This window comes from Pseudonocardia acidicola, from assembly GCF_012911935.1.
Taxonomy (GTDB): domain Bacteria; phylum Actinomycetota; class Actinomycetes; order Mycobacteriales; family Pseudonocardiaceae; genus Pseudonocardia; species Pseudonocardia acidicola.
Genome location: NZ_JAAXLA010000003.1, coordinates 1 through 22,810 on the forward strand (window position 1 = coordinate 1; position 22,810 = coordinate 22,810).

Genomic DNA, 22,810 nt, shown 5'->3' on the forward strand with positions numbered 1-22,810 from the left:
GGTCAGGGCTGGAGCTGTGCTTGCACCACCCGGACGATCTCATGTGGCGCCTCCATCTGCGGCATGTGCCCGGCATCGACCTCGTCGGCGTCGACGCCGTCGGGGCGCGGCAGGATCTTGTCCTGCCGGCCCCAGACGATCGTCACCGGCACGTCGACGCCGGCCAGCAGCGCCGGTGTGTCGATGGCCTGCTGATCGGAGTCGGTGAGCAGCGTGCCGAGCAGCGTGGCCAGCGCGGCCGGAACCCCGTCGAGCCGCTTGTACTTCAGCAGGTCGTCCACCAGCTGCCGGGTTACCTGCCCGGGATCGGCGAACAGGTCGCCCACGAGCGGTTTCAGCTCGCGCCGCGACGTCGCCGCCGCGAACCCGCGCAGGTACCCCGCGTTCGGGGTGCCGCTATACCCGGCCGGCGCGAGCAGCGTCAGCGACGCCACCCGGTCCGGCACGGAGCGGGCCGCCGCGGCGGCCACCGCCCCACCGAGCGAGTGCCCGACCAGGTGCGCCCGCGGGATGTCCAGCGCGTCGAGGAAGCCGAGCAGGGTGCCGGCCAGCAAGTCGAGCGACCCGTCGCCGACGTCCTTGCTCGACGCCCCGTGCCCCGGCAGGTCCAGGGCGTGCACCGGCGCCTGCTCGGCGAGCGGCTGCTGCACGAACAGCCAGGAGTTCTTGTCCCCGCCGTAGCCGTGCACCAGCACGATCGGCACCGCCTCGATCTCCGCGCCCATGGTCAGGTAGGAAATCGTCCGCCCGTCGATGTCGACGGACTCGGGAAGCAACTCCTCGGCGGCCTCCAGTGCGCCCGACTCGATCTCGGCGAGCGCCTCCGCGACGACCGCCTCGATCTCGGAGTCGGGCACCTCGGCCGGTGCGACCACCGCCAGCGTGGCCCCGATCGGCAGCTCCGAATCCGGCTGCGCGACGATCCGGCGCAGCAACCCCTCCGCCGTCGACTCCAGCGTCCCGGCGATCTTGTCGGTGTCGATGTCGACGAGGTCGTCACCCTTGTTGATCGTGTCGCCCTCGTCGACGAACCACTCCATGATCTTCCCGGTCTTCATGGAGAGGCCCCATTTGGGCATCGTGACCTTCTGGATCCGGTCATCGGTCATGGCGCTGCTACTTCTTCCACTCCACGGTCGTCTTCACCGCGTTGGCGATCTTCTGCGCGTCCGGGATGAACAGGTCCTCCAGCGAGTCGGCGAAGGGGACCGGCGTGTGCGGCCCGGTGACGAGCTGGATCGGTGCCCGCAGCGACCCGAAGGCGTCCTGCGCGATGGTGGCCCCGATGTCCGACGCCAGCGAGCACCGCGGAGTCGACTCGTCGACCACCACCAGGCGCCCGGTGTTCTCGACGCTCTCCAGGATGGTGTCGATGTCCAGCGGGCTCGTGGTCCGCGGGTCGACGATCTCGGCCTGGATGCCGGCACCGGCGAGTTCGTCCGCGGCCTCGACGGCGGTGTTCACCATCCGCCCGATCGCGACGATGGTGACGTCGCCGCCCTCGCGGACGATGTTGGCCTCGCCGAACGGGACGGCGTAGCTCTCCTCGGGGACCTCGGCCGCGGTGTCGTAGAGCATCTTGTGCTCGGCGAAGATCACCGGGTCGTCGTCACGGATGGACTGGATGAGCAGGCCCTTCGCGTCGTAGGCGTTCGACGGCGCGGCCACCTTCAGCCCGGGGATGTGGGTGAACACCGGCAGCAGCGACTGGGAGTGCTGCGCTGCCGCGCGCAGCCCTGCGCCCCACATCGTGCGGATCACGACCGGGGTCACTGCCTTGCCGCCGAACATGTACCGGAACTTCGCCGCCTGGTTGAAGATCTGGTCGAAGCAGACGCCCATGAAGTCGATGAACATCAGCTCGGCGACGGGCCGCAGGCCACCGGTGGCCGCGCCGATCGCGGCGCCGATGAACGCTGACTCCGAGATCGGGGTGTCCATGACCCGGTCCGGGAACCGCCCGTAGAGGCCCTTGGTGACGCCGAGGACGCCGCCCCAGGCGTCCATCTCGCCCGGCGAACCGGAGCCGCCGACGTTGTCCTCGCCCATCACGATCACGCGCGGGTCGCGTTCCATCTCTTGCGCGATCGCCTCGTTGATCGCCTCGCGGTAGGTGATGCTGCGTGCCATGATCATTTACCCCCTCAGTACGAGACGTAGACGTCGGTGAGCAGGTCGGCCGGGCCCGGCTTGGGGGCGGCCTTGGCCTCGACGACGGCCTCGTCGATCAGCTTCGCCACCTCGACGTCGACCGCGTCGAGCTGGTCGTTCGTGAGCTGGCCGGTCTCGGTGACCCGGCCGCGGAACCGCTTGAGGCAGTCGAGCTTGTCGCGCGCCTGCGCGACCTCGTCGCCGCGGTAGAGCTGCTGATCACCCTCGAAGTGCCCGAAATAGCGGGTGAACTTGACCTCGATCAGCGTCGGGCCACCGCCCTCGCGGGCCCTGGCGATCGCCTCACCGGCGGCCTCGTAGACGGCGAAGAAGTCGAAGCCGTCGACGATCACGCCGGGCATCCCGAACGCGGCGGCGCGGTCGGCGATGTCGTCGGTGGCCACCGACCAGGTCGAGCTGGTGGCCTCGGCGTAGCCGTTGTTCTCCGCGACGAAGATCACCGGCAGGTTCCAGATGCTGGCCAGGTTCATCGACTCCAGGGTGGTGCCCTGGTTCGACGCGCCGTCGCCGAAGAACGCGACCGCGACCCCGCCGGTGCCGAGTTGCTTGGCCGCCAGCGCCCGCCCGCAGATCAACGGCGGGCCGCCGCCGACGATGCCGTTGGCGCCGAGCATTCCCTTGGACAGGTCGGCGATGTGCATCGAGCCGCCCTTGCCGCGGCACGACCCGGTGGACTTGCCGTAGATCTCGGCCATCATCGCCCTGACGTCGACGCCCTTGGCGATGCAGTGCCCGTGCCCGCGGTGTGTGCTGGCGATGGCGTCGCGCTCGTCCAGGTGGCTGCACACGCCGGTCGCGGACGCCTCCTCCCCCGCGTAGAGGTGCACGAAGCCGGGGATGTCGCCGCCGGCGAACTCCTCGTGCACCCGCTCCTCGAAATCACGGATGGTGCGCATCGTGCGGTAGGCCTGGAGCAGCTCGTCGGGCCCCAGCTCCTGGGTCACAGCGGTCGGGAGAGTCCCGGTCATGACATCACGATCCCTCCGTCGATCATGACCGACTGTCCGGTCATGTATTCCGAATCCGGTCCGGCCAGGTACGAGACGAACCCGGCGACGTCCTCCGGGGTCTGCACCCGCCCCAGCGCGATGAGCTGGGAGTAGTTGGCGAGGGCCTCGCCCTTCGCAGTGCCGAGATAGGCACCCAACTTCTCGTCGATCAGGTCCCACATATCGGTGCCGACGATGCCCGGGCAGTACGCGTTGACGGTGATCTTGTGCTTCGCCAGCTCCTTGGCCGCGGCCTGGGTCAGCGCACGGACGGCGAACTTGGTGGCCGAGTAGTGACCCAGGTAGTCGAAGCCGGAGTGTGCGGCGATCGACGCGGCGTTGATGATCTTGCCGCCGGCGCCCTGGGCGATCATCCGCTCGGCGGCGGCCTGCAGGCAGTAGACGACGCCGAACACGTTGACCTCGAAGATCTTCTGCAGGTCCTCGGGGGTCAGCTCGAGAATCGTCTTGACCTGCGCGATCCCGGCGTTGGCCACCATCACGTCGACGCTGCCGAGCTCACTCGCCACCTGGTCGACGAGGGCGAACACCGCAGCCCGGTCGGTGACGTCGGCGGGCACGGCGATGCTGCGGCCGCCGGCGGCCGCGATCTCGGCAGCCACCGACTCGGCGCTTGTCTTGTCGATGTCGTTGACGGCGACCGCATGCCCGTCGCGGGCCAGCCGCAGCGCGATCCCGCGGCCGATCCCCCGCCCCGCCCCGGTGACGATCGCGGTGCTCACGACAGCACCTCCTTCGGGCTGACCAGGATCTTGACGTTCTGTTCCTTGTTGTCGATCAGCTCCCGGAAGCCGCCGGTCACGATGTCGTCCAGGCCGATCCGGCCGGTGATGAACTGCTCGGCGTCGACCTTGCCGTCGGCGAGCAGCGCGATCGTGTCGGCGTGGTCGCTGCAGTAGGCCAGCGAGCCGACCAGGCTGATCTCCGACAGCACCAGGTCGTTCACCGGCACCTTCGGGACGTGGCCCCAGATGGCCACGTTGACCACGGTGCCGCCCGGGCGTACCGAACCGATCGCGGAGGCGAGCACGGCGTCGATGCCGGCGCACTCGAACGCGACGTCGGCACCCACCCCCCGGGTGAGATCGCGGACGGCGTCCGGCACGTCGGCCTCGCCGGGGTCGAGCACGACGTCGGCGCCGGCGCCCTCGGCCTTCGCCTTCCGAGCCGCCGCGGGCTCGACGACGATCACCTTCCCGGCCCCGGCGGCACGCAGGCAGGCCGCGGTGACCAGGCCGATGGGACCGGCCCCGAACACCGCCGCGGTGCCGCCCTCGGGCAGCCCGGACATCCGGACCGCGTGGTAGCCGACGGCGAGCGGCTCGACCAGCGCACCCACGTCGGTGGGCAGGTCACCGAGCGAGTGCACCCACTGCGCGTCGACGACGCAGCGTTCGGCGAACCCTCCCTCGTTGCCGGACAACCCGATGAAGCCCAGCGACCGGCAGATGTTGTAGCGCCCGGCCCGGCACGCCGCGCACTTGCCGCACACGTAGTACGGCTCGACGGCGACCCGGTCGCCCTCCGCGACACCGGTGACGCCGGAGCCGACGCCCGACACCACGCCGGCGAACTCGTGGCCGATGACCACCGGCAGCGTCTGCCCGGTGAGCGGGTGCGGTGCCTGCGGCGCCGGGATGAAGATCGGCCCCTCCAGGAACTCGTGCAGATCGGTCCCGCAGATGCCGCACCAGTCGACGGTCACCTCCACCTGGCCGGGCCCGACCTGCGGGTCGGGTACCTCGTCGATCCGGATGTCGCCCTGCCCGTGGAACCGCGCTGCCCTCATCTGTCCTCCCGTGCCGCCGGGGACCCCGACGGGTTCGTGACCAGTAGTTGACGGTCCGCGGCGGCGGCGAGCACCCCGCGGACGTCCATGACCCGTGGCCCGTCGGCAGCCAGCGTGACGCTGACCGGCCGCGACGGGCCGAACTCGATCTCCCGCTCACCGTCGACCGCGACGGTCCCGGCGCGGAGCCCGACGGTGCGCGGCTCGCCGACGCGCAGCGGCTCCACCGCGCGCACCCCGATCGGGGCGATGACGCCGGGCGCGATCGGGGCGAGCACGGTGCGCCCGGCGGCCTCCCCGCCGGCCAGCCGGACCACCACGCCGTCGGGGTGGGTGCGGGCGGTCGGGCGGAGCAGCCCGGCGACGCTCGACAGCCCGATCGCGTGCGGCTCGGCGAACGAGCAGTACAGCTCGTGCAGGGTCTCCGGCTGCCACAGCGCGCGGGACCCGACGTGCGCGACGCTGGAGACGCAGACGTCCACCAGGGCCACCTCGTGGGCGCCGTCCTGACCGGAACCGGCCTGCACGTGCAGCACCTTGGCCCGGTAGCTCGACTCCTCGACGTCGACGTGGCCGGCGGCGAGCAGCCCGGCCGCGGTGCCGGCGACGGTCGCCTCCCACATCTCGGGGAACGCGTTGTTCGTGCCGGTCGACAGCGGGAGCAGCGGCACGCCGTCGCTCTCTGCCGCGGCGGCCCGGACGGTGCCGTCCCCGCCCAGCAGCACGATCACGCCGGCGCCCTGCTTGCGCATGGCCCGGACCAGTTCACGGGTGTCGTCGGCGGTGCCGGTCAGTTCGGCGAGCTCGCAGAACTCGACGTCCGGCCAGCGCCCGGACCGGCTCGTCCGCTTGTTCCGGGCCCGGACGACCCCGGCCGCGACCCCCATCGCGTCGGTGGACATCAGCACCCGTTCCACCCCGGTGGCGCCCGCGGCGGTGATCAGCCGCAGCGTCATGTTCGTCTTCTCCGAGTTGGGGAAGACCGAGGCCTGCGCGACGAGCCGGCGGATGTCACGCCCGGACATCGGGTTGGCCACGATGCCGAGCACCGACCCCGGCACCGGGGCCAGGCCGGGTCCGCTCCGGTCGGCGTCCATCCGCTGTTCCCTCGGATCGTCCGTGTCGTGGGCTCCGTACGTACCGGTCAGTTGTGACTCACCTCACCGAAGCGGGCAGGTTCGGGCAACGGTTGCAGCCGGGTTGCAGGCCGCCCGCTCGATCAGGCGTGCGCGTGCAGGGGCTTGCCGGCCAGCGCCAGGTGGGCCTCCCCCAGTGCCTCGTTCTGGGTCGGGTGCGCGTGGATGAACTGCGCCACCTCACCGGCGGTCGCGGTCCAGTTCACGATCAGCTCCGCCTCGCCGACGAGTTCCCCCACCCGGGCGCCGACCATGTGGACGCCCACCACCGGACCCTCTGTCCCCGGGGCACCGGCCTTGATCAGCTTGATCGCGCCGGAGGTGCGCAGGATCTGGGACTTGCCGTTGCCGCCCAGGTCGTAGGTCAGTGTCTGGATCTCGCCGTGCCGCTCGCGGGCCTGGGTCTCGGTCAGCCCGACCGAGGCGACCTCGGGCTCGCAGTAGGTGACCCGGGGGATGCCGGCCTCGTCGATGACCGGCGGGTTCAGTCCGGCGATGTCCTCGGCGACGAAGATGCCCTGGGCGAACCCGCGGTGGGCGAGCTGAGGACCCTCGACCAGATCACCGACCGCGTGCACCCCTGCCAGGTTCGTGCGCAATCGCTCGTCCACGCGCACGAAACCGCGGTCGGTCGCCAGGCCGGCGTCGGCGAACCCGTTCCCCGTCGAGTTCGGGCTGCGCCCGACGGCGACCAGCAGCAGGTCCGCCTCGACGTCCGCCCCGCCCTCCAGGCTGACCGTCACTGCGTCGCCGGTCTGCTTCGCCCCGGCGAACGTCGCCCCCGTCCTCGACTTGATCTTGCGGCGGCGGAAGGCGCGCTCGAGCTGCTTGGACGCGAACTCGTCCTCGTTCGGCACCAGCCGGGGCAGGGCCTCGACCACGGTGACCTCGGCGCCGAAGGACCTCCACACCGACGCGAACTCGACCCCGATCACGCCGCCGCCGAGCACCACGACCCGGTCCGGGACCTCGTCGAGGGTCAGCGCCTGGTCGGAGGTGACGATCCGGCCGCCGATCTCCAGGTCGGGCAGGCTGCGGGCCGACGAACCGGTGGCCAGCACCACGTTCGCGCCGACGTAGCGCTCACCGTCGACCTCGACCGCAGTCGGCGCCACGAAGGTCCCCGTCCCGGTCACCACCTCGATGTCACGGGCGGACACCAGCCCCTGCAGCCCCTTGTAGAGCTTGCCGACGACCCCGTCCTTGTAGGCGTTCACCCCGGCCATGTCGATCCCGGAGACCGCGCTCAGCACCCCGATCCGGTCCCCGTCGCGGGCGGCGTCGGCCACCTCCGCGGCGTGCAGCAGGGCCTTGGTCGGGATGCAGCCGCGGTGCAGGCACGTCCCGCCGAGCTTGTCCTTCTCCACCAGGACCACGGACATCCCCAGCTCGGCCGCCCGCAGGGCACAGGCGTAACCCCCCGACCCACCACCCAGGATCACCAGGTCGACCGACGTCCCCGTCATGCGTGCCTCCCTCGCCTCACCGAGCCGTAGGGGAGCCACCGTGGCCGGGCGGAGGTCGGGGGACAACGGTTGCACCGACCTTGCAACCGCGGGCCGGGCTGTCAGTCGTGGGCGGCCAGCCTCTGGACGCCGGGCGCGGTGGACGCGCGGACCAGCGCGCACTCCGCCAGATCGGGCAGCCGGACCTCCACCTCCGGGGCGATCCGGTACGGCCGGGCCAGCAGCAGACCGCCCAGGCTGCGGCGCAGCCGGGACATCTCCGCGCGCACCGTCACCAGGTGCCCGTCCTGGCCGTAGAGGGCGGTGCTCAACGCCGCCGCGTCGAGCCCGGTGGGACCGGCGTGGGCGAGCAGCAGCAGCACCTCGGCGTGCCGGGTGGACAGTGGGTGCAGCCAGACGTTGGTGCCCTCCACGATCGCCCGGGGTGGCCGGGCGTCGAGGTCGAGGGTGAGCCGCATCGGGGCCGACGCGGGGCCGCCGGTCGCGGCCCGCAGCAGCCAGCCGCCGGGCACCGGCTCGGGGATGCACAGCCCGACGCCGTGCACCGCGATCGGGCCGCACGCCCGGGGCGCGGCGACCCGGTCCACGGCGGGCATCCCGGTCACCGCGGCCACCCAGCCGTGGTCGTCGACGACGAGGCCGGGGCCGGACACGCCGGCGAGCATCGGCGCGGCGACCGCCCGCAGCGCGTCGAGCCGGCCCTCGTGCTGGCGCCACAGGCTGGCCTCGGCGAGCTTCACCGCGGTGCCGACCAGCGCGACGGTGGTCGGATGCACGGTCTCGGCCGGCCCGCTGACGTCGACGACGCCGAGCAGCTCACCGGTGCGCGGGTCGTGCACGGGGCAGGCGGTGCAGGTCCACACGTGGTGGGTCCGCACGAAGTGTTCGGCGGAGAAGATCTGCACCGGGGCGTCCTCGGCCAGCGCCGTGCCGATCGCGTTCGTGCCCACGACGGACTCGGACCAGGTGGCCCCCTCGGTGAAGCCCAGCCGGTCGGCCCGGTGCCGGACCAGCGACGAACCCTCCCGCCACAGCAGCACGCCGTCGGCGTCGGTGATCACCATGACGTGCCGCGCGTCCTCGGCCACCGAGGTCAGGGCGGCGCGCAGCTCGGGCAGTACCCGGTGCAACGGCGAGCGGACCCGGCGCTGCTCGACCTCATCGGGGCCGATCGGGCCGGGCGGGTCGCCGAGGTCGGGGTCGACACCCTGGGCCCGGACCCGTTGCCAGGACCGGGCGACCAGCCGCCGGGGGTCGGCAGGCGGACGGTCCCCGGACAGCAGCGCATCGTGCACCCGCGCCAGCATGCGGGCGTGCCGCCCGAGGTCGATCCCCGGCCGGATCGCGCAGACGCCTTCGTCCACTGCCATCCTCCGCATCACCCCGGGCCAGCGTAGGGCGGCGATGTGGGCTGCGCCATACGCTGTGTGCGCTCACCCGGCCTTCCCCGGAGGCGCCAGGGGCTCGGCCACACCGCCGCCGGTGGGCTCGGGACCGCTGCGGGCCGGGCCGGCGGGGTCCCCAGCAGCACACCGGCGACGATCACCCCCGCGGACACCGACTCGACCACGCCGGGGCGCTCCCCCAGCACCCGGCCGCGAGCGCGATCCCACGATCGGGAACGCAGCGAGTACGGGGCGACGACGCCGGCCGGATACCGGCGGCGGCACGACCGACATCCACCGCGTCAGCCGCAACGGGTCAGGCGGATCGGAAGGTGCACCTCACCGACCTGTCGGGCGAGTCCTGGATCAGCGTCGGGGTCGGCTGCCCGGTCGACGACGTGCTCCGCTCACCGGCCGTGCAGACCGGTACCGAGCCCGGATGCGCGGTCAGGCCGCGCCTGCGTCCCGCCCCTGGCCCTGGCCCTGGCCCTGGCCCTGGCCCTGGCCCTGGCCCTGGCCCTGGCCCTGGCCCTGGCCCTGGCCCTGGCGGCCGTACCGCCACCAGCCGACCGCCAGCAGCGCGATCGCGACGATCACATAGGTCGCCCCGACGACCTGCTCGAACCCGCTCCAGGCCAGTTCCGCCCCGTTGTTGTGCGGCAGGAACCGGAACGGCGCGACATAGAAGGCGACGAGCAGCACGCCGGTGACCACGGCCCAGCCGGACGACCACTGCCGCAACGCATGCCCGATGGTCACCATGAGGGCCGGCGCGATCCACACCCAGTGGTGTGACCACGACGTCGGCGAGACCAGCAACGCAAACCCTGCCACCGCGACCATCGCGAGCGGCGCGTCGGCCCGGCGCGCCACCGGCACGAGCAGCACCAGCAGCCCCGCGGTGAGCGCCAGCCAGACGGCGGTGAGCGCCGTGCCGGTCGTGCCGAGCCGGGCGAACACGGCCTGAATGGTCTCGTTGGTGTAGAAGACCGAGCCGCTGACCCCGGACGCCGGGCCGCCGAACCAGTACTTCGCGGACGCCGCGGCGTCGACCAGGAAGCCCAGCCCGGTCGCCGCCGCGGCGGTCAGCGTCGCGACGATCGCCGCCCGGAAGTCCCGGCGGAGCAGGAAGTACAGCACGAACGCGGCGGGCGTCAGCTTGATGGCCGCAGCGATGCCGACCAGCAGTCCGCGCGGCCAGCGCGGCTTCTCGACCATGGCGTCGACCGCGACCAGCGCCATCAGGATGAGGTTGACCTGGCCGAACTCGAATGTCTGGAGTACCGGTTCGAGGAGCAGGGCCAGCGGCATCGCCAGCGACGCGACGGACAGCGCACCACCGCGGCCGCCCGCCGGCCATACCCGCAGCGCCGTCACGTACAGCGTGACGGCCAGGCTGCTCAGCGACAACAGGAACAGCGTGATCCACGACGCCGTCCAGGGCAGCAGCACCAGCGGGGTGAGCACCATGGCCGCGAACGGCGGGTAGATGAACGGCAGCGCCAGCCCGCTGATCGTGGGCGGCAGGTTGCCGTACATGTCCCCGCCGGCGAGCCAGGTCTGCACGCCGAGCCGGTAGACCTCGAGGTCGATGTGGTAGCCGTGCGTGTCCACCAGCAGCCCGGCGATGACCAGGACCAGCACCGGCACGGTGATGACGAGGGTGGACCGGGGCGACGCGAGCCGGGAACGCAGCTGCCGGACGAACACGGCGGCACCGGTCGGCGTGCTCGAGACGGTCAAGCGGGTCCTCCGGCCGGTACGTGAGATGCCGATGATTCCTGTGACAACGGCTGCTGTCGAAACACACGGTAGCTGCCATGGCTGCGGTGCGTCACAGCGGCCGACCTCCGGCGCCGGGGTCCAACGGCCGGTGCGCGGTCTCCGGCAGCCGCCAGTAGACCACGAACCCGAACAGCGCCAGCACCGCCACGTAGTACGGGAACCAGGTCGGGTGCCCCGCCGCGCTCAGCCAGGTGGCCAGGTAGGGCGCGGTGCCGCCGAACAGCGCGACGGTCAGCGAGTACGGGAACCCGATCCCGGCGGCGCGCACGTGACCGGGGAAGAGCTCCGCGTTGAGCGCGGCGGCGATCGAGGTGTAGCCGGTCAGCAACACCATGCCGGCGCACTGCACGAGCAGCAGCGTCACCCACGACGATCCGATCAGCCCGAGCAGCGGGACGACGCCGATGGCGAACCCGCCCGCGAAGACCAGCAGCAGCGGCCTGCGGCCGTACCGGTCCGACAGCATCCCGCCCAGGGGCTGGATGACCGCGAAGAAGGTCAGCGCGATCGTGCCGGCGAGCAGTGCGTCGGCCGCCGGGAAGCCGTCGTTGACCTGCGCGTACGTCGGGAAGTAGGTCGTCCAGGTGTAGTAGGCGACCGTGCCGGCGACGGTGACGGCTCCGATCAGCAGCGACTGGCGCGGGTAGCGGCGCAGCGCCTCGAGCAGCGGCGGCCGCCGGCCGGCGGCGAGCCCGGCCTGCGCCGGGTGGGTCTCCTCGGCGGCCCGGCGGATCCAGAAGCCGACGAGCGCGATCACGGCGCCGACGGCGAACGGGATGCGCCACCCCCAGCCGTTCATGTCGTCGGCGGTGAGCAGCACCGCGAGCAGCGCGGTGAGCCCGGAGGCGAGGAGCTGGCCGATCGTGGTGCTGACGTACTGGAACCCGGCGAAGAACCCGCGGCGGCCGGGCGGCGCCGACTCGACGAGGAACGTGGTGGATGCCGCGAACTCGCCGCCGATGGACAGCCCCTGGATCAGCCGGGCGAGGACCAGCAGCACCGGGGCGAGCAGCCCGGCCTGTGCGTAGGTCGGCAGCACAGCCATCAGCAGGCTGCCGCCGCCCATCAGCAGGATCGTGCACGTGAGCGCGCCGCGCCTGCCGATCCGGTCGGCCACCGACCCGAGCAGCAGCCCGCCCAGCGGCCGCATGAAGAAGCCGACGGCGAACACCGCGAAGGTGTTCAGCAACGGGATCAGCGGCTGACCGGCGGCCGCGGGGAAGATCTGCCGGGCGAAGTACGCGCTCAGGAACGAGTAGGCGTACCAGTCGTACCACTCGACGGCGTTGCCCACCGACGCCGCGAGGAGCTGCCGGACGCCGCGCCGGCGCGACGTGGTCTGCGCCGGCGCCCGCAGCGGGCCGTCCGTCTGTTCCGTCATCCGCCCGCCCCCCATCCGTCGAGCGGGCTGACTCTGCCCCGCGGCCCGGCAGCCGGCAACCGCTGGCCAGGGCCCCGCCGGGTCCCACGCGACAGTGATTCGATCATGCATCGAGAACCGGGAGGTGGCACCCGGCGCGCCGGGGCGGGACTCAGCGGATCCCGGCGGCGTCCATTCCGCGCAGTTCCTTCTTCAGGTCGGCGATCTCGTCGCGGAGCCGGGCGGCGAGCTCGAACTGCAGGTCACGCGCCGCGGCGAGCATCTGGTCGGACATCTGCTGGATGAGGTCGGCCAGCTCCGCGCGCGGCATCGACGTCGTGTCGCGGCCCGCGATCACCCCCGAGCTCGCCCGGCCCGGCTCACCCGCGGCCCGCTTGCCGCGCGAGGCGTTGCGTCCGGACCCGCCGACGGGGACGGCGTCCTCCTCGGCCTCCCGGTACACCAGGTCGAGGATGTCGGCGATCTTCTTCCGCAGCGGCTGCGGGTCGATCCCCTTCTCCTTGTTGTAGGCGATCTGCTTGGCCCGGCGCCGCTCGGTCTCGTCGATGGCGTGCTGCATCGAGTCGGTGATGGTGTCGGCGTACATGTGCACCTGGCCGGACACGTTGCGCGCCGCGCGGCCGATCGTCTGGATCAGGGAGGTCCCCGACCGCAGGAAGCCCTCCTTGTCCGCGTCGAGGATCGCGACCAGCGACACCTCGGGCAGGTCGAGGCCCTCTCGCAGCAGGTTGATGCCGACCAGCACGTCGAACTCGCCGAGCCGCAGCTGCCGCAGCAACTCGACGCGGCGCAGGGTGTCGACCTCGGAGTGCAGGTAGCGGACCCGGATCCCCAGCTCGAGCAGGTAGTCGGTGAGGTCCTCGGCCATCTTCTTGGTCAGGGTGGTGACCAGGACCCGCTCGTCGCGCTCGGTGCGGGTGCGGATCTCGTGCACCAGGTCGTCGATCTGGCCCTTGGTGGGCTTGACGATCACCTCGGGGTCGACCAGGCCGGTGGGCCGGATGACCTGCTCGACGAACTCGCCGCCGGTCCGCGACAGCTCGTACGGGCCGGGGGTCGCCGACAGGTACACCGTCTGGCCGATCCGGTCGCTGAACTCCTCCCAGGTCAGCGGCCGGTTGTCGACCGCGGAGGGGAGCCGGAACCCGAACTCGACGAGGTTGCGCTTGCGAGACATGTCGCCCTCGTACATGCCGCCGATCTGCGGCACCGTCACGTGCGACTCGTCGATGACGAGCAGGAAGTCCTCGGGGAAGTAGTCCAGCAGCGTCGCCGGGGCGGAGCCGGGGCCGCGGCCGTCGATGTGCCGCGAGTAGTTCTCGATGCCGGAACAGAAGCCGACCTGGCGCATCATCTCGATGTCGTACTGGGTGCGCATCCGCAGCCGCTGGGCCTCGAGAAGCTTGCCCTGGCGCTCGAGTTCGGCCAGCCGCTCCTCCAACTCGGCCTCGATCCCGCGGATCGCCTTCTCCATGCGCTCCGGGCCGGCCACGTAGTGCGTGGCCGGGAAGATCCGCAGCGTGTCGACCTGCTTGATCACCTCGCCGGTGAGCGGGTGCAGGTAGTAGAGCGCCTCGATCTCGTCGCCGAAGAACTCGATGCGGACGGCGAGCTCCTCGTAGGCCGGGATGATCTCCACGGTGTCGCCGCGCACCCGGAAGGTGCCGCGGTTGAACGCGAGGTCGTTGCGCGTGTACTGCACATCGACCAGGGCGCGCAGCAGCGTGTCGCGCTCCACCTCGCCACCGACCGTCAGCTCGATCGACCGGTCGAGGTAGGACTGCGGCGTGCCCAGGCCGTAGATGCACGACACCGAGGCGACCACCACGACGTCGCGCCGGGACAGCAGCTTCTGCGTCGCCGAGTGCCGCAGCCGCTCGACATCCTCGTTGATCGAGGAGTCCTTCTCGATGTAGGTGTCGGTCTGGGCGATGTACGCCTCGGGTTGGTAGTAGTCGTAGTACGAGACGAAGTACTCGACCGCGTTGTTGGGCAGCATCTCGCGCAGCTCGTTCGCCAACTGGGCGGCGAGCGTCTTGTTGGGCGCCATCACCAGCGTCGGGCGCTGCACCCTCTCGATCAGCCACGCCGTGGTGGCCGACTTGCCGGTTCCGGTGGCGCCGAGCAGGACGACGTCCTGCTCCCCCGCCCTGAGCCGGCGCTCGAGCTCGGCGATCGCGGCCGGCTGGTCGCCGGCCGGCTCGTACTCGCTGACCACCTCGAACCGCCCGCCGGTCCGCGGGATCTCGCCGACCGGCCGGAACTCCGACTGGGCGACGGGGACGTCCTGCAGCGCGGCGCTGCCGGGGATCTCGGTCGCAAATGCCACGTCCTCCAGGGTACGAGCCGGCACCGACAACTCGCGCGTCGTCGGCGGAGCGCGCATCGATGCGGTCTGACAGGATCGGCCCGGTGCACCCGCCGAAGATCCAGACCTTCGACGTCGCGGCCCGCGTGAACATCGACAACAAGGGCGTGCAGCGGGCCGTCGAGGAGTTCCGGGTCGAGCCCTTCGGGCTCTACATGAGCCGCGCGATCGTGGCCCGGCCGACGGCGCACTGGATCGAGTCGTGGCTGCTGCCCGACCTGGGGATCTGCGTCACCGACTGGTGGTGGAACCCCGGCCACGAGCGCGACCAGGACTTCTACCTCGACATCGCCGTGATCGAGCGCGGCGAGAAGTGCTGGCGGATGACCGACCTCTACCTCGACATCGTCGTCAACACCGGCCGGGACTCGCGGGTGATCGACGTCGACGAGTTCGTCGCGGCCGTCGCCGGCGGGCTGCTCGACGCCGAGGCCGCCGAGTACGCGATGCACCGCACCCACCAGACCGTCGCCGCGCTCGCCGCGCACGGCCATGATCTCGACGCCTGGCTCGCCACCCTGGGGATCAGGCTGCGCTGGCGGGACCGCCCCTGATCAGCTGAACGGGCTCAGGAACCCGAGCAACGAGCCCCCGCCCCCCGTCGTCGGCGCGGGCGGGTCGGGAGTGCCCTCCGGTCCGGTCGGGGACGTGGTGGGCGGCTCGGTCGTCCGCGGCGGCCGCGTCGTCGGCCGCTCCGTCACCGGCGGCTGTGTCACCGGGGGTGGCGGCGGCTCCAGCGTGGTCCGCGGCACCCGGACCCGGGTCCGCTGAACCGGCTCCTCGTGCGGCGGGGTCACCACCGGGACAGGCTCGGCGATCGGGGGCGGCGGCGGAGCGCCGGTGGTGGTCGGTTCCGGCGTCGTCGGCACCGCGACGGGCGGCGCGGGCACGCCCGACTGCGCGGCGGCCTGCGCGACCGCAGTGATCCCGCCGAGCGCCCCGACGGTCAGCACCGCCGCCGCGGCGGCCGTGCTGGCGCGGTTGAGCGAACTGGTGCGCCGGATGACGGTGTCGACCGCGGGCAGCGTGACCCCCGCCGACAGCTCGTCGTCCAGGCGGCGGAACTCCTCGGTCACCCGGGTCAGCGGATCCGTCACCGGTAGTCCTCCTCGTACCCGCCCAGGACGGCCGGCAGCACGTCCGCCAGCCCCTCGGTCACCACGTTGCGCGCCCGCGACACCCGCGCCTGCACCGTGCCGGGCGACACGTGCTCGAGCGCGGCGATCTCGTGCAGCGGCATTCCGACCATGTGGAACAGCACCACGCTGCGCCGTTCGGCGGCATCCAGTCGGCTGAGGGCTGCCAGCAGGGCGGCGGTGCGCGGGTCGACGGCCTCGCCGGCCGGGGGCCGGGGCCGCCCGATGCCGATCCGGGACAGCACGGACCGCCAGCTGCGCATCGTCGAGCGGACGGCCACCCGGCGGATCCAGGCCGTCGAGTCGGCCGAGCTCCCGATCTCCGACCACTCACGCCAGGCCCGCGAGTAGGCATCCTGGACGACGTCGTGGGCCTCACCGGAGTCCAGCGTGATCGCATACAACTGGCCGACGAGCCGCTGGTAGTTGGCTTCCAGGTGAGCGCCGAAGTCGACGCGCAGTTCCGCGGGCGACGGCCCCGGGCCGTCCTGGACCACGGCCGCCCGCTCCTCGTCGTCGGCCGCCGGCTCCTCGTCAGCCGTCGGCTCGCCCTCGACCTGCTCCTCGACGGTCATGTCCGACGCGGCGGGCTCGCCGGGGCCCTCGGGGTCGCCCGGGTCGCCGCTGCCGGACCCGGCACGGTGCTCGACCAGCGCACTCACACCCTTGTCCCCTCGCCCGATGCTCGTCGCGGCGCCGTGCTGCCCGTCGTGAGGACGGACGGCACTGATCCCCCGCTCCCTCCATCGAGTAACGAGTGCAGGCCGTTACAGATGCGGCACCGCCGTTCAGCCTAACGGGGACCGCCATCCGGATTCAGTGGCCCAGCGCTCCGCGCGCGGGAGCGCAGCGTCGAACCAGGGTTCCTTCAGCTCGACATACCGGCCCGCGTCCGAGTCGTCGCCGCATCGGCGCTCGGCCTGCCGCTTGACCCCGAGGTACTCCGCACGCGCGGCCTCGTCGGCGCGCAGCCAGTCGCGGAACAGCAGCGCGTAGCGCCAGCCCGCGGAGCCGGCCTCCCGGACGTGCAGGTGCAGCACCCGGCCCGGGTCGGCACTGCCGTGGTAGCGCTTGCGCCAGTGCGCCGGATCCGGGTCGATAGGCTTGGGGTTGTCCTGGGTGATCGTCGGGCGCGCCGGGAAGCCGGCCTCGCCGAGCGCGCCGGCCAGCGCGTCCGCGTCGTCGAGCGACCGGACGGCGAGCTGCAGGTCGATGACGTCGTTGGCCGGCAATCCGGGCACCGCGGTCGACCCGATGTGCTCGACGCCCAGCCCGTGCTCCCCGGCCACGAGCGCGATCCGCGCGGCGGCCCGCGCGGCCTGCGCCGGCCACTGCGGGTCCGGGTCCACCAGCCGCGGCGGACCACCGGGCGCGACGCGGCGGAGCCGCAGGTTCTCCTCCAACGGCACCAGCCGCCGGGCCCACAACTCGTCGACGGCCGCGCTGAGCTCGTCGGGGGTCCCGCTGTTGTCCAGCAGCACGTCGGCCGCCGCGCGGCGGGCGTCGTCGTCGGCCTGCGCCGCGATCCGGGACCGGGCGTCGGCCTCCGGCATCCCGCGGCTGCCGACCAGCCGCCGGACCCGTTCCTCGGCGTCGGCGTGCACCACCACCACCAGGGGGAAGAACGCCGACATCCGGCCCTCGACGAGCAGCGGGATGTCCTGCACGACGATCGCGTCGGCCGGCGCGGCGGCGATCAGCTCGTCGGACCGGCGGCGCACCCGCGGGTGCACGATCGCGTTGAGCCGGTCCCGCGCGGCCGGGTCCGCGAAGACCACCGACGCCATCTTCGGACGGTCCAGCTCGCCGTCGGGGCCCAGCAGTTCCGGCCCGAAGGTCTCGACGATCTCGGCGAGACCCTCGCTGCCGGCCGCGACCACCTCGCGGGCCAGCGCATCCGAGTCGACGAGCACCGCGCCGTGCTCCACCAGGCGGCGCGCCGCCGTCGACTTGCCCGATCCGATGCCCCCGGTCAGCCCTACTCGCAGCACTCCGGTCACGCTACGCGGCCCGCGATCACGGGTGCGGCGCGGCGGCGGCCGCGGGGACGGCAGCGGGCGCGGTCGTCGTGGGCGCCGGCCCGGCCGGCGTGGCGAGGGGAGCGCTCGCCGCGACCTGAGGCAGCACCCGCTGTGTGAGGTCGACGAGCGTGTCCTGGGCCGTGCGCCCCGGAGGCGGACCGGTCAGCTGGAAGGTCAGCGCATCGCCGCCGTGGACCACCAGCAGCACCGCGCCGTTGGCGCGCTGCAGGAGCACCGCCGGCGCGGTGCCGATCGACAGGTCGCTGCTGTTGGCCTCCCCGGCCCGCTCGGCGTCGGTGTTGAGCTTCCACTGCCGGGTCGCCGCGGCCGCGTCGGTGTACCGGCGCACGTTGAGAACGAGCAGGGTGGTGCCCTTGGCCGGCCCGTTCATGCTGGTGTACGTGCAGCCGAGCCGGCCGGTCTGTCCCACCGAGGGCTCGGGGACGCCGCGCACCGTGCGGATCACGACGGAGTCCAGCGGCTGGGCGAGCAACGCCGCGAGATCGGCCGCCGACAGCAACTGGCCGCAGTCGTCGGGCAGTACGCCGTCGTGCTTGGCGGCCGAACCCGCCGCGGCGGCCGGCGTCGGATCCGCGAACGTCGGCACGGGCAGCGTCTGCCGGCCGGCGGAACTCCCGCAGGCGGCGGTCACCCCGACGAGAAGAAGAAGGAATAGGAATCTGACTGCACCGGTCACCGTCCGACGCGCCCCCCTGCCGCGCATGCGTCAACCGTAGAGCCGAAGGCGTGATCAACTCAGCAGACGCGCCCGTCGGGTCACCGAACGCAGTACAACCGTGATGCGCTGGCGCCGCCCGACACACAGACGAACGGCCCCGGTGACCGTGTGGTCACCGGGGCCGTTCGGGTCAATCAGGGATCAGGCGTCCCCGGCTGGAGGCTCAGGCCCCGCCGGAGAGCTTCTCCCGCAGCGCGGCGAGCTGCTCGTCGCTGGCCAGCGAGCCGCCGCTCTCGGCGGGCGCGCCACCCTGCGAGGAGTAGTTCGTGGCGCCACCGTCGGCGGACGCCTCGGCCTCTGCCTCGGCAGCCTTCTTGATCTGCGCGATGTGCTGCTCGTAGCGGGCGTGCGCCTCGGCGTACTCCTTCTCCCACGCCTCGCGCTGGGCCTCGAAGCCCTCCTGCCACTCGCCGGACTCCACGTCGAAGCCCTCGGGGTAGATGTAGTTCCCCTGCTCGTCGTACTCGGCGGCCATGCCGTAGCGGGTCGGGTCGAACTCGGTGTCGACCGTCATGCCCTCGTTGGCCTGCTTGAGCGACAGCGAGATGCGGCGCCGGTCGAGGTCGATGTCGATGACCTTGACCATGCAGTCGTCGCCGACCTGCACGACCTGCTCCGGGATCTCCACGTGGCGCTCGGCCAGCTCGGAGATGTGCACCAGACCCTCGATGCCCTCCTCGACGCGCACGAACGCACCGAAGGGAACCAGCTTGGTGACCTTGCCCGGGACGATCTGGCCGATCGCGTGGGTCCGGGCGTAGAGGCGCCACGGGTCTTCCTGGGTGGCCTTGAGCGACAGCGAGACGCGCTCGCGGTCCAGGTCGACGTCGAGGACCTCGACGGTGACCTCCTGGCCGACCTCGACGACCTCGCTCGGGTGGTCGATGTGCTTCCAGGACAGCTCGGAGACGTGCACCAGACCGTCGACGCCGCCGAGGTCGACGAACGCACCGAAGTTGACGACCGAGGAGACGACACCCTTGCGGACCTGGCCGCGGGCGAGCTGGTTGAGGAACTCGCTGCGGACCTCGGACTGGGTCTGCTCCAGCCAGGCACGGCGGGACAGGACCACGTTGTTGCGGTTCTTGTCCAGCTCGATGATCTTGGCCTCGATCTTGCGGCCGACGTACGGCTGCAGATCGCGAACCCGGCGCATCTCCACCAGCGACGCGGGCAGGAAGCCGCGCAGCCCGATGTCCAGGATCAGGCCGCCCTTGACGACCTCGATGACGGTGCCCTCGACGGGCTCGTCGGCCTCCTTGAGAGCCTCGATCGTGCCCCAGGCGCGCTCGTACTGGGCGCGCTTCTTGGACAGGATCAGCCGGCCTTCCTTGTCCTCCTTCTGGAGAACGAGGGCCTCGACGAACTCGCCGACCTCGACCACCTCGGCCGGATCAACATCGTGCTTGATCGACAGCTCGCGGGAGGGGATGACGCCTTCGGTCTTGTAGCCGATGTCGAGCAGGACCTCGTCACGGTCGACCTTGACGATGGTGCCTTCGACGATGTCGCCATCGTTGAAGTACTTGATCGTCTGGTCGATGGCGGCGAGAAAGTCCTCCTCCGACCCGATGTCGTTGACGGCGACCTGCGGCGTGGTCGGGGCGGCGGTGGTGTCGGTGGACATGTAGTGGGGTGCTCCGGTAATGGATATGGGGGTGGTCGTACGGACCTGGCTGGCTGTGTCGTGCTGTGACGTTGTAACAGTCACCCTTGCTCGTCGATTCCTGTGGTCGGACAGGTCGTTCAGATCTAGGCGCACGGCATGTCGGCGGTCTGCGAACAGACGGCCCAGCTGATCGCGAATTGCCGGGCGCCACGTTGACCACAGTGCGTTTTTCATGGTACGCGGCACCGGATCAGCAGGGCAATGCGGGTACCCCACCACTCTGCGCGCGTTCCGCGCGGAACCATACGGGGGTGAGCGCGGAGGAGATCCTGGGGACCACCGGTGTGGCGCGGCGCGCGGTCGGGGCGGCCGAGTCGGAGCGGGCCAGCCGGGCCTGGTGGGACGCCGACGCCGGCGACTACCTGGCCGAACACGGGGCCGACATCGGGGACGCCGATTTCATCTGGTGCCCCGAGGGCCTGCGCGAGGCCGACGCGGACCTGCTGGGGGGGCCGGCGGCCCTGCGCGGGGCACGGGTGCTGGAAGTCGGCTGCGGCTCGGCGCCGTGTGCCCGCTGGCTGGCGACGCAGGGGGCCCTCCCGGTGGCGCTCGACCTGTCCCGCGGGATGCTCCGGCACGCCGCGGCGCTGGGGGATGCGACCGGCATCACCGTCCCGCTCGTCCAGGCCGGCGCGGAACGACTGCCCTTCGCCGACGCGTCGTTCGACCTCGCCTGCTCCGCATTCGGCGCCGTCCCGTTCGTGGCCGAGCCGCGGCAGGTGATGCGCGAGGTGGCCCGGGTGCTGCGCCCGGGCGGGCGGTGGGTGTTCGCGGTGAACCACCCCATGCGCTGGATGTTCTCCGACGACCCGGGCCCGGACGGGCTGACCGTCACCCAGTCGTACTTCGACCGCACGCCCTACGTGGAGGTCGACGCGACCGGCGCCGCGACCTACGTCGAACACCACCGCACGATCGGCGACCGGGTGCGCGACGTCGTCGCCGCCGGGCTCGTCCTGACCGACATCGTCGAGCCCGAGTGGCCGGAGGGCCGGGAGACGGTGTGGGGACAGTGGTCCCCGCTGCGCGGCGCCCTCTTCCCGGGCACGGCCATCTTCTGCACCCGCCGCCCCTGACACGCTTCCCCGCGAGTCGGCACATTCGGGCGAGCGAGTCGGCAGGTTGTGTCGTCCTCGTGTGCTGGAATCCGTTTCGTGCCGGTGAGCTGGCGGCAGGTGGGCAGATGGCGGGCGCGGCGCCAACTGCTGTCCGAACCGGCGCCGGACACGCCGACGGTGGCCCGGCGGCTCTGTGGGGTGCACGCCCAGGTGGCCTCCGGCAGCACCCTGATCGCCGGGGTGCGCACCGCCGGACCGCCCCCCCGACCTGCACGCACTGCTCTGGGCCGAGCGCACCCTCGTCCGCACCTGGGCGATGCGCGGCACCCTGCACCTGCTGCCCGCCGGCGAGCTCGACCTGTGGACAGGCGCGCTCACCGACCGGGAGTCCCGGCGCCGCTTCCCGCCGTCCTGGGAGCGCGAGCACGGCGTCACCGCCGCCGAGCTGCATGCCGTCACCGCCGCGGTCGGCGCGGCCCTCGGCGCCGAACCGCTGAGCCGGGCCGAGCTCGCCGCCGTGATCTGCGCACACCCGCGCCGGCCGGAGCTGGCCGGGCCACTGTCCACCGTCACCTTCGTCTCCCCCGCCGCGTGGCTGGGCCGGGCGCCGGTACCGGTCGATCCGGGGACGGCGGCCCGGGAGGTGCTGCTGCGATTCCTGGCCGCGAACGGCCCGGCGACCGCCGCCGACGTCGCCCGCTGGTGGGGCGAGCCGCCGGCGCCGGCGAAACGATGGGTGCAGGCCGACGCCGACGCACCGACCGACGTGGAGATCGACGGTGAGCCGGGTTGTGTCGTCCGCTCCGAGGATGCCGCCGAACTGGCCGCGGTGCCCGACCGCGCGGGCGATCCGCTGCTGCTCCCCGGATTCGACCCGTGGGTGATCGCCCCGATCAGCCACCGGCGACGGGCGATCCCGGCCGGCCGCGACCCCGAGGTCTCCCGCACGGCGGGTTGGATCTCCCCCGTGCTCGTCGTCGACGGCACGGTGGCCGGGGTGTGGGAGCACGAGATCCGTGACGACGTGGTGCGGGTGACGGTGCGCCCGTTCGGCCGGGTGCCCGCAGCGGTGTGGCGGGGCGCCGAGCGGCATGCGGCCCGATACGCGGAGGTGCTCGGGGGCAGGGTGTCGAGGTGGTGTGGGGATGACGGTGTGGCGTTCGCGGCAGCGACGCCGCCGGGGCCGCGGCGCGCGGCGGGGCTGACATACAGTGCCGCTCGTGCCGATCAACCCCACCGACCTGACCGACATCCCCACGCTCGACGCAGCCGAGCTGCTGACCAGCCGGATGGGTGTCGAGATCACCTCGATGACGCTGGAGGAGGTCGTCGGCCGGATGCCGGTGACGGGGAACCGCCAGCCCTACGGGCTGCTGCACGGTGGGGCGAACGCGGTGCTGGCCGAGACGCTCGGCTCGACGCTGTCGGCGCTGCACGCGCTGCCCGAGCGGTTCCCGGTCGGGCTGGAGCTCGCGTGCACGCACCACCGGTCGGCCACCGAGGGCTGGGTGACGGGTGTGGCCCGCCCCATCCACATCGGCCGCAGCACGTCGACCTCCGAGATCGTGATCACCGACGAGCAGGGCCGGCGGACCTGCACCGCGAAGCTGACCTGCCTGCACCGCGACACCCGGCCGAAGGTCTGAGCCGAATTCCGGCCCCGCGGACCCTCGCCCGGGTGGGCCAGCGGGCGCT

General features: G+C 72.3%; 19 protein-coding genes and 1 pseudogene. 4 read left to right on the plus strand and 16 right to left on the minus strand.

From position 1 onward, the window contains the following. Nucleotides 1-2: 2 nt before the first annotated feature. The 11 genes from HF526_RS02120 to uvrB all read right to left on the minus strand — a co-directional run bounded on the left by HF526_RS02120 (nucleotide 3) and on the right by uvrB (nucleotide 14,453). The gene (locus HF526_RS02120) at nucleotides 3-1,109 is read right to left on the minus strand and encodes an acetoin dehydrogenase dihydrolipoyllysine-residue acetyltransferase subunit (protein WP_169379508.1); all 1,107 of its coding nucleotides are present in this window, start codon (nucleotides 1,107-1,109) and stop codon (nucleotides 3-5) included. A gap of 7 nt (nucleotides 1,110-1,116) precedes the next feature. Then, nucleotides 1,117-2,130, minus strand: coding sequence for an alpha-ketoacid dehydrogenase subunit beta (locus HF526_RS02125; RefSeq protein ID WP_169379509.1), 1,014 nt, complete (start codon nucleotides 2,128-2,130; stop codon nucleotides 1,117-1,119). A gap of 14 nt (nucleotides 2,131-2,144) precedes the next feature. After that, the gene (locus HF526_RS02130; RefSeq protein ID WP_169379510.1) at nucleotides 2,145-3,140 is read right to left on the minus strand and encodes a thiamine pyrophosphate-dependent dehydrogenase E1 component subunit alpha; all 996 of its coding nucleotides are present in this window, start codon (nucleotides 3,138-3,140) and stop codon (nucleotides 2,145-2,147) included. Further along, nucleotides 3,137-3,904 (minus strand): acetoin reductase, encoded by a 768-nt coding sequence (locus HF526_RS02135; protein WP_169379511.1) that lies wholly within the window; start codon nucleotides 3,902-3,904, stop codon nucleotides 3,137-3,139. Before HF526_RS02135 ends, HF526_RS02130 begins: the two co-directional genes overlap by 4 nt. Then, entirely contained in the window at nucleotides 3,901-4,971 is a 1,071-nt protein-coding gene (locus tag HF526_RS02140; protein WP_169379512.1) for a 2,3-butanediol dehydrogenase, read from the minus strand. The genes HF526_RS02135 and HF526_RS02140 overlap by 4 nt, the downstream gene beginning before the upstream one ends. Then, entirely contained in the window at nucleotides 4,968-6,068 is a 1,101-nt protein-coding gene (locus HF526_RS02145; RefSeq protein WP_211176669.1) for an NAD(+)/NADH kinase, read from the minus strand. The genes HF526_RS02140 and HF526_RS02145 overlap by 4 nt, the downstream gene beginning before the upstream one ends. Nucleotides 6,069-6,190: 122 nt before the next feature. Continuing rightward, the gene (lpdA, locus tag HF526_RS02150; RefSeq protein WP_169379513.1) at nucleotides 6,191-7,573 is read right to left on the minus strand and encodes a dihydrolipoyl dehydrogenase; all 1,383 of its coding nucleotides are present in this window, start codon (nucleotides 7,571-7,573) and stop codon (nucleotides 6,191-6,193) included. A 101-nt stretch (nucleotides 7,574-7,674) separates the two neighbouring features. Continuing rightward, nucleotides 7,675-8,943, minus strand: coding sequence for a GAF domain-containing protein (locus tag HF526_RS02155; RefSeq protein WP_169379514.1), 1,269 nt, complete (start codon nucleotides 8,941-8,943; stop codon nucleotides 7,675-7,677). 462 nt (nucleotides 8,944-9,405) lie between these two features. Then, complete coding sequence (locus HF526_RS02160) at nucleotides 9,406-10,701, minus strand: glycosyltransferase 87 family protein (protein WP_169379515.1); 1,296 nt, start codon at nucleotides 10,699-10,701, stop codon at nucleotides 9,406-9,408. A 91-nt stretch (nucleotides 10,702-10,792) separates the two neighbouring features. Next, nucleotides 10,793-12,124, minus strand: a complete 1,332-nt coding sequence (locus tag HF526_RS02165) for an MFS transporter (RefSeq protein ID WP_169379516.1) — start codon at nucleotides 12,122-12,124, stop codon at nucleotides 10,793-10,795. A gap of 151 nt (nucleotides 12,125-12,275) precedes the next feature. Beyond that, nucleotides 12,276-14,453 carry an excinuclease ABC subunit UvrB gene (uvrB, locus tag HF526_RS02170; RefSeq protein WP_420821576.1) on the minus strand — a complete coding sequence of 726 codons (2,178 nt, stop codon included), beginning with the start codon at nucleotides 14,451-14,453 and terminating at the stop codon, nucleotides 12,276-12,278. Between the two features lie 59 nt (nucleotides 14,454-14,512). Here uvrB and HF526_RS02175 point away from each other — a divergent pair, with 59 nt between their 5' ends. Beyond that, nucleotides 14,513-15,046 carry a ribonuclease FAU-1 family protein gene (locus tag HF526_RS02175; protein ID WP_211176670.1) on the plus strand — a complete coding sequence of 178 codons (534 nt, stop codon included), beginning with the start codon at nucleotides 14,513-14,515 and terminating at the stop codon, nucleotides 15,044-15,046. On the opposite strand, the gene HF526_RS02180 is transcribed toward HF526_RS02175, so the two are convergent. The 5 genes from HF526_RS02180 to rpsA form a co-directional block, all read right to left on the minus strand. After that, entirely contained in the window at nucleotides 15,047-15,589 is a 543-nt protein-coding gene (locus HF526_RS02180; RefSeq protein ID WP_169379507.1) for a hypothetical protein, read from the minus strand. Beyond that, nucleotides 15,586-16,290 carry a sigma-70 family RNA polymerase sigma factor gene (locus HF526_RS02185; RefSeq protein ID WP_169379517.1) on the minus strand — a complete coding sequence of 235 codons (705 nt, stop codon included), beginning with the start codon at nucleotides 16,288-16,290 and terminating at the stop codon, nucleotides 15,586-15,588. The genes HF526_RS02180 and HF526_RS02185 overlap by 4 nt, the downstream gene beginning before the upstream one ends. Nucleotides 16,291-16,416: 126 nt before the next feature. Further along, on the minus strand, nucleotides 16,417-17,619 hold the full coding sequence (coaE, locus tag HF526_RS02190; protein WP_169379518.1) for a dephospho-CoA kinase: 1,203 nt from the start codon (nucleotides 17,617-17,619) through the stop codon (nucleotides 16,417-16,419). 25 nt (nucleotides 17,620-17,644) lie between these two features. Continuing rightward, on the minus strand, nucleotides 17,645-18,301 hold the full coding sequence (locus HF526_RS02195) for a hypothetical protein (RefSeq protein ID WP_169379519.1): 657 nt from the start codon (nucleotides 18,299-18,301) through the stop codon (nucleotides 17,645-17,647). A 250-nt stretch (nucleotides 18,302-18,551) separates the two neighbouring features. Next, the gene (gene rpsA, locus HF526_RS02200) at nucleotides 18,552-20,015 is read right to left on the minus strand and encodes a 30S ribosomal protein S1 (RefSeq protein ID WP_169379520.1); all 1,464 of its coding nucleotides are present in this window, start codon (nucleotides 20,013-20,015) and stop codon (nucleotides 18,552-18,554) included. A 293-nt stretch (nucleotides 20,016-20,308) separates the two neighbouring features. Between rpsA and HF526_RS02205 the strand changes: the two genes are divergently transcribed. The 3 genes and pseudogenes from HF526_RS02205 (at nucleotide 20,309) to HF526_RS02215 (ending at nucleotide 22,761) form a co-directional block, all read left to right on the plus strand. Then, entirely contained in the window at nucleotides 20,309-21,133 is an 825-nt protein-coding gene (locus HF526_RS02205) for a methyltransferase domain-containing protein (RefSeq protein ID WP_169379521.1), read from the plus strand. Between the two features lie 250 nt (nucleotides 21,134-21,383). Continuing rightward, nucleotides 21,384-22,214: pseudogene (locus HF526_RS37265) on the plus strand (DNA glycosylase AlkZ-like family protein); the annotation flags it as partial. A 121-nt stretch (nucleotides 22,215-22,335) separates the two neighbouring features. Next, complete coding sequence (locus tag HF526_RS02215) at nucleotides 22,336-22,761, plus strand: hotdog fold thioesterase (RefSeq protein WP_420821577.1); 426 nt, start codon at nucleotides 22,336-22,338, stop codon at nucleotides 22,759-22,761. Nucleotides 22,762-22,810: the final 49 nt, after the last annotated feature.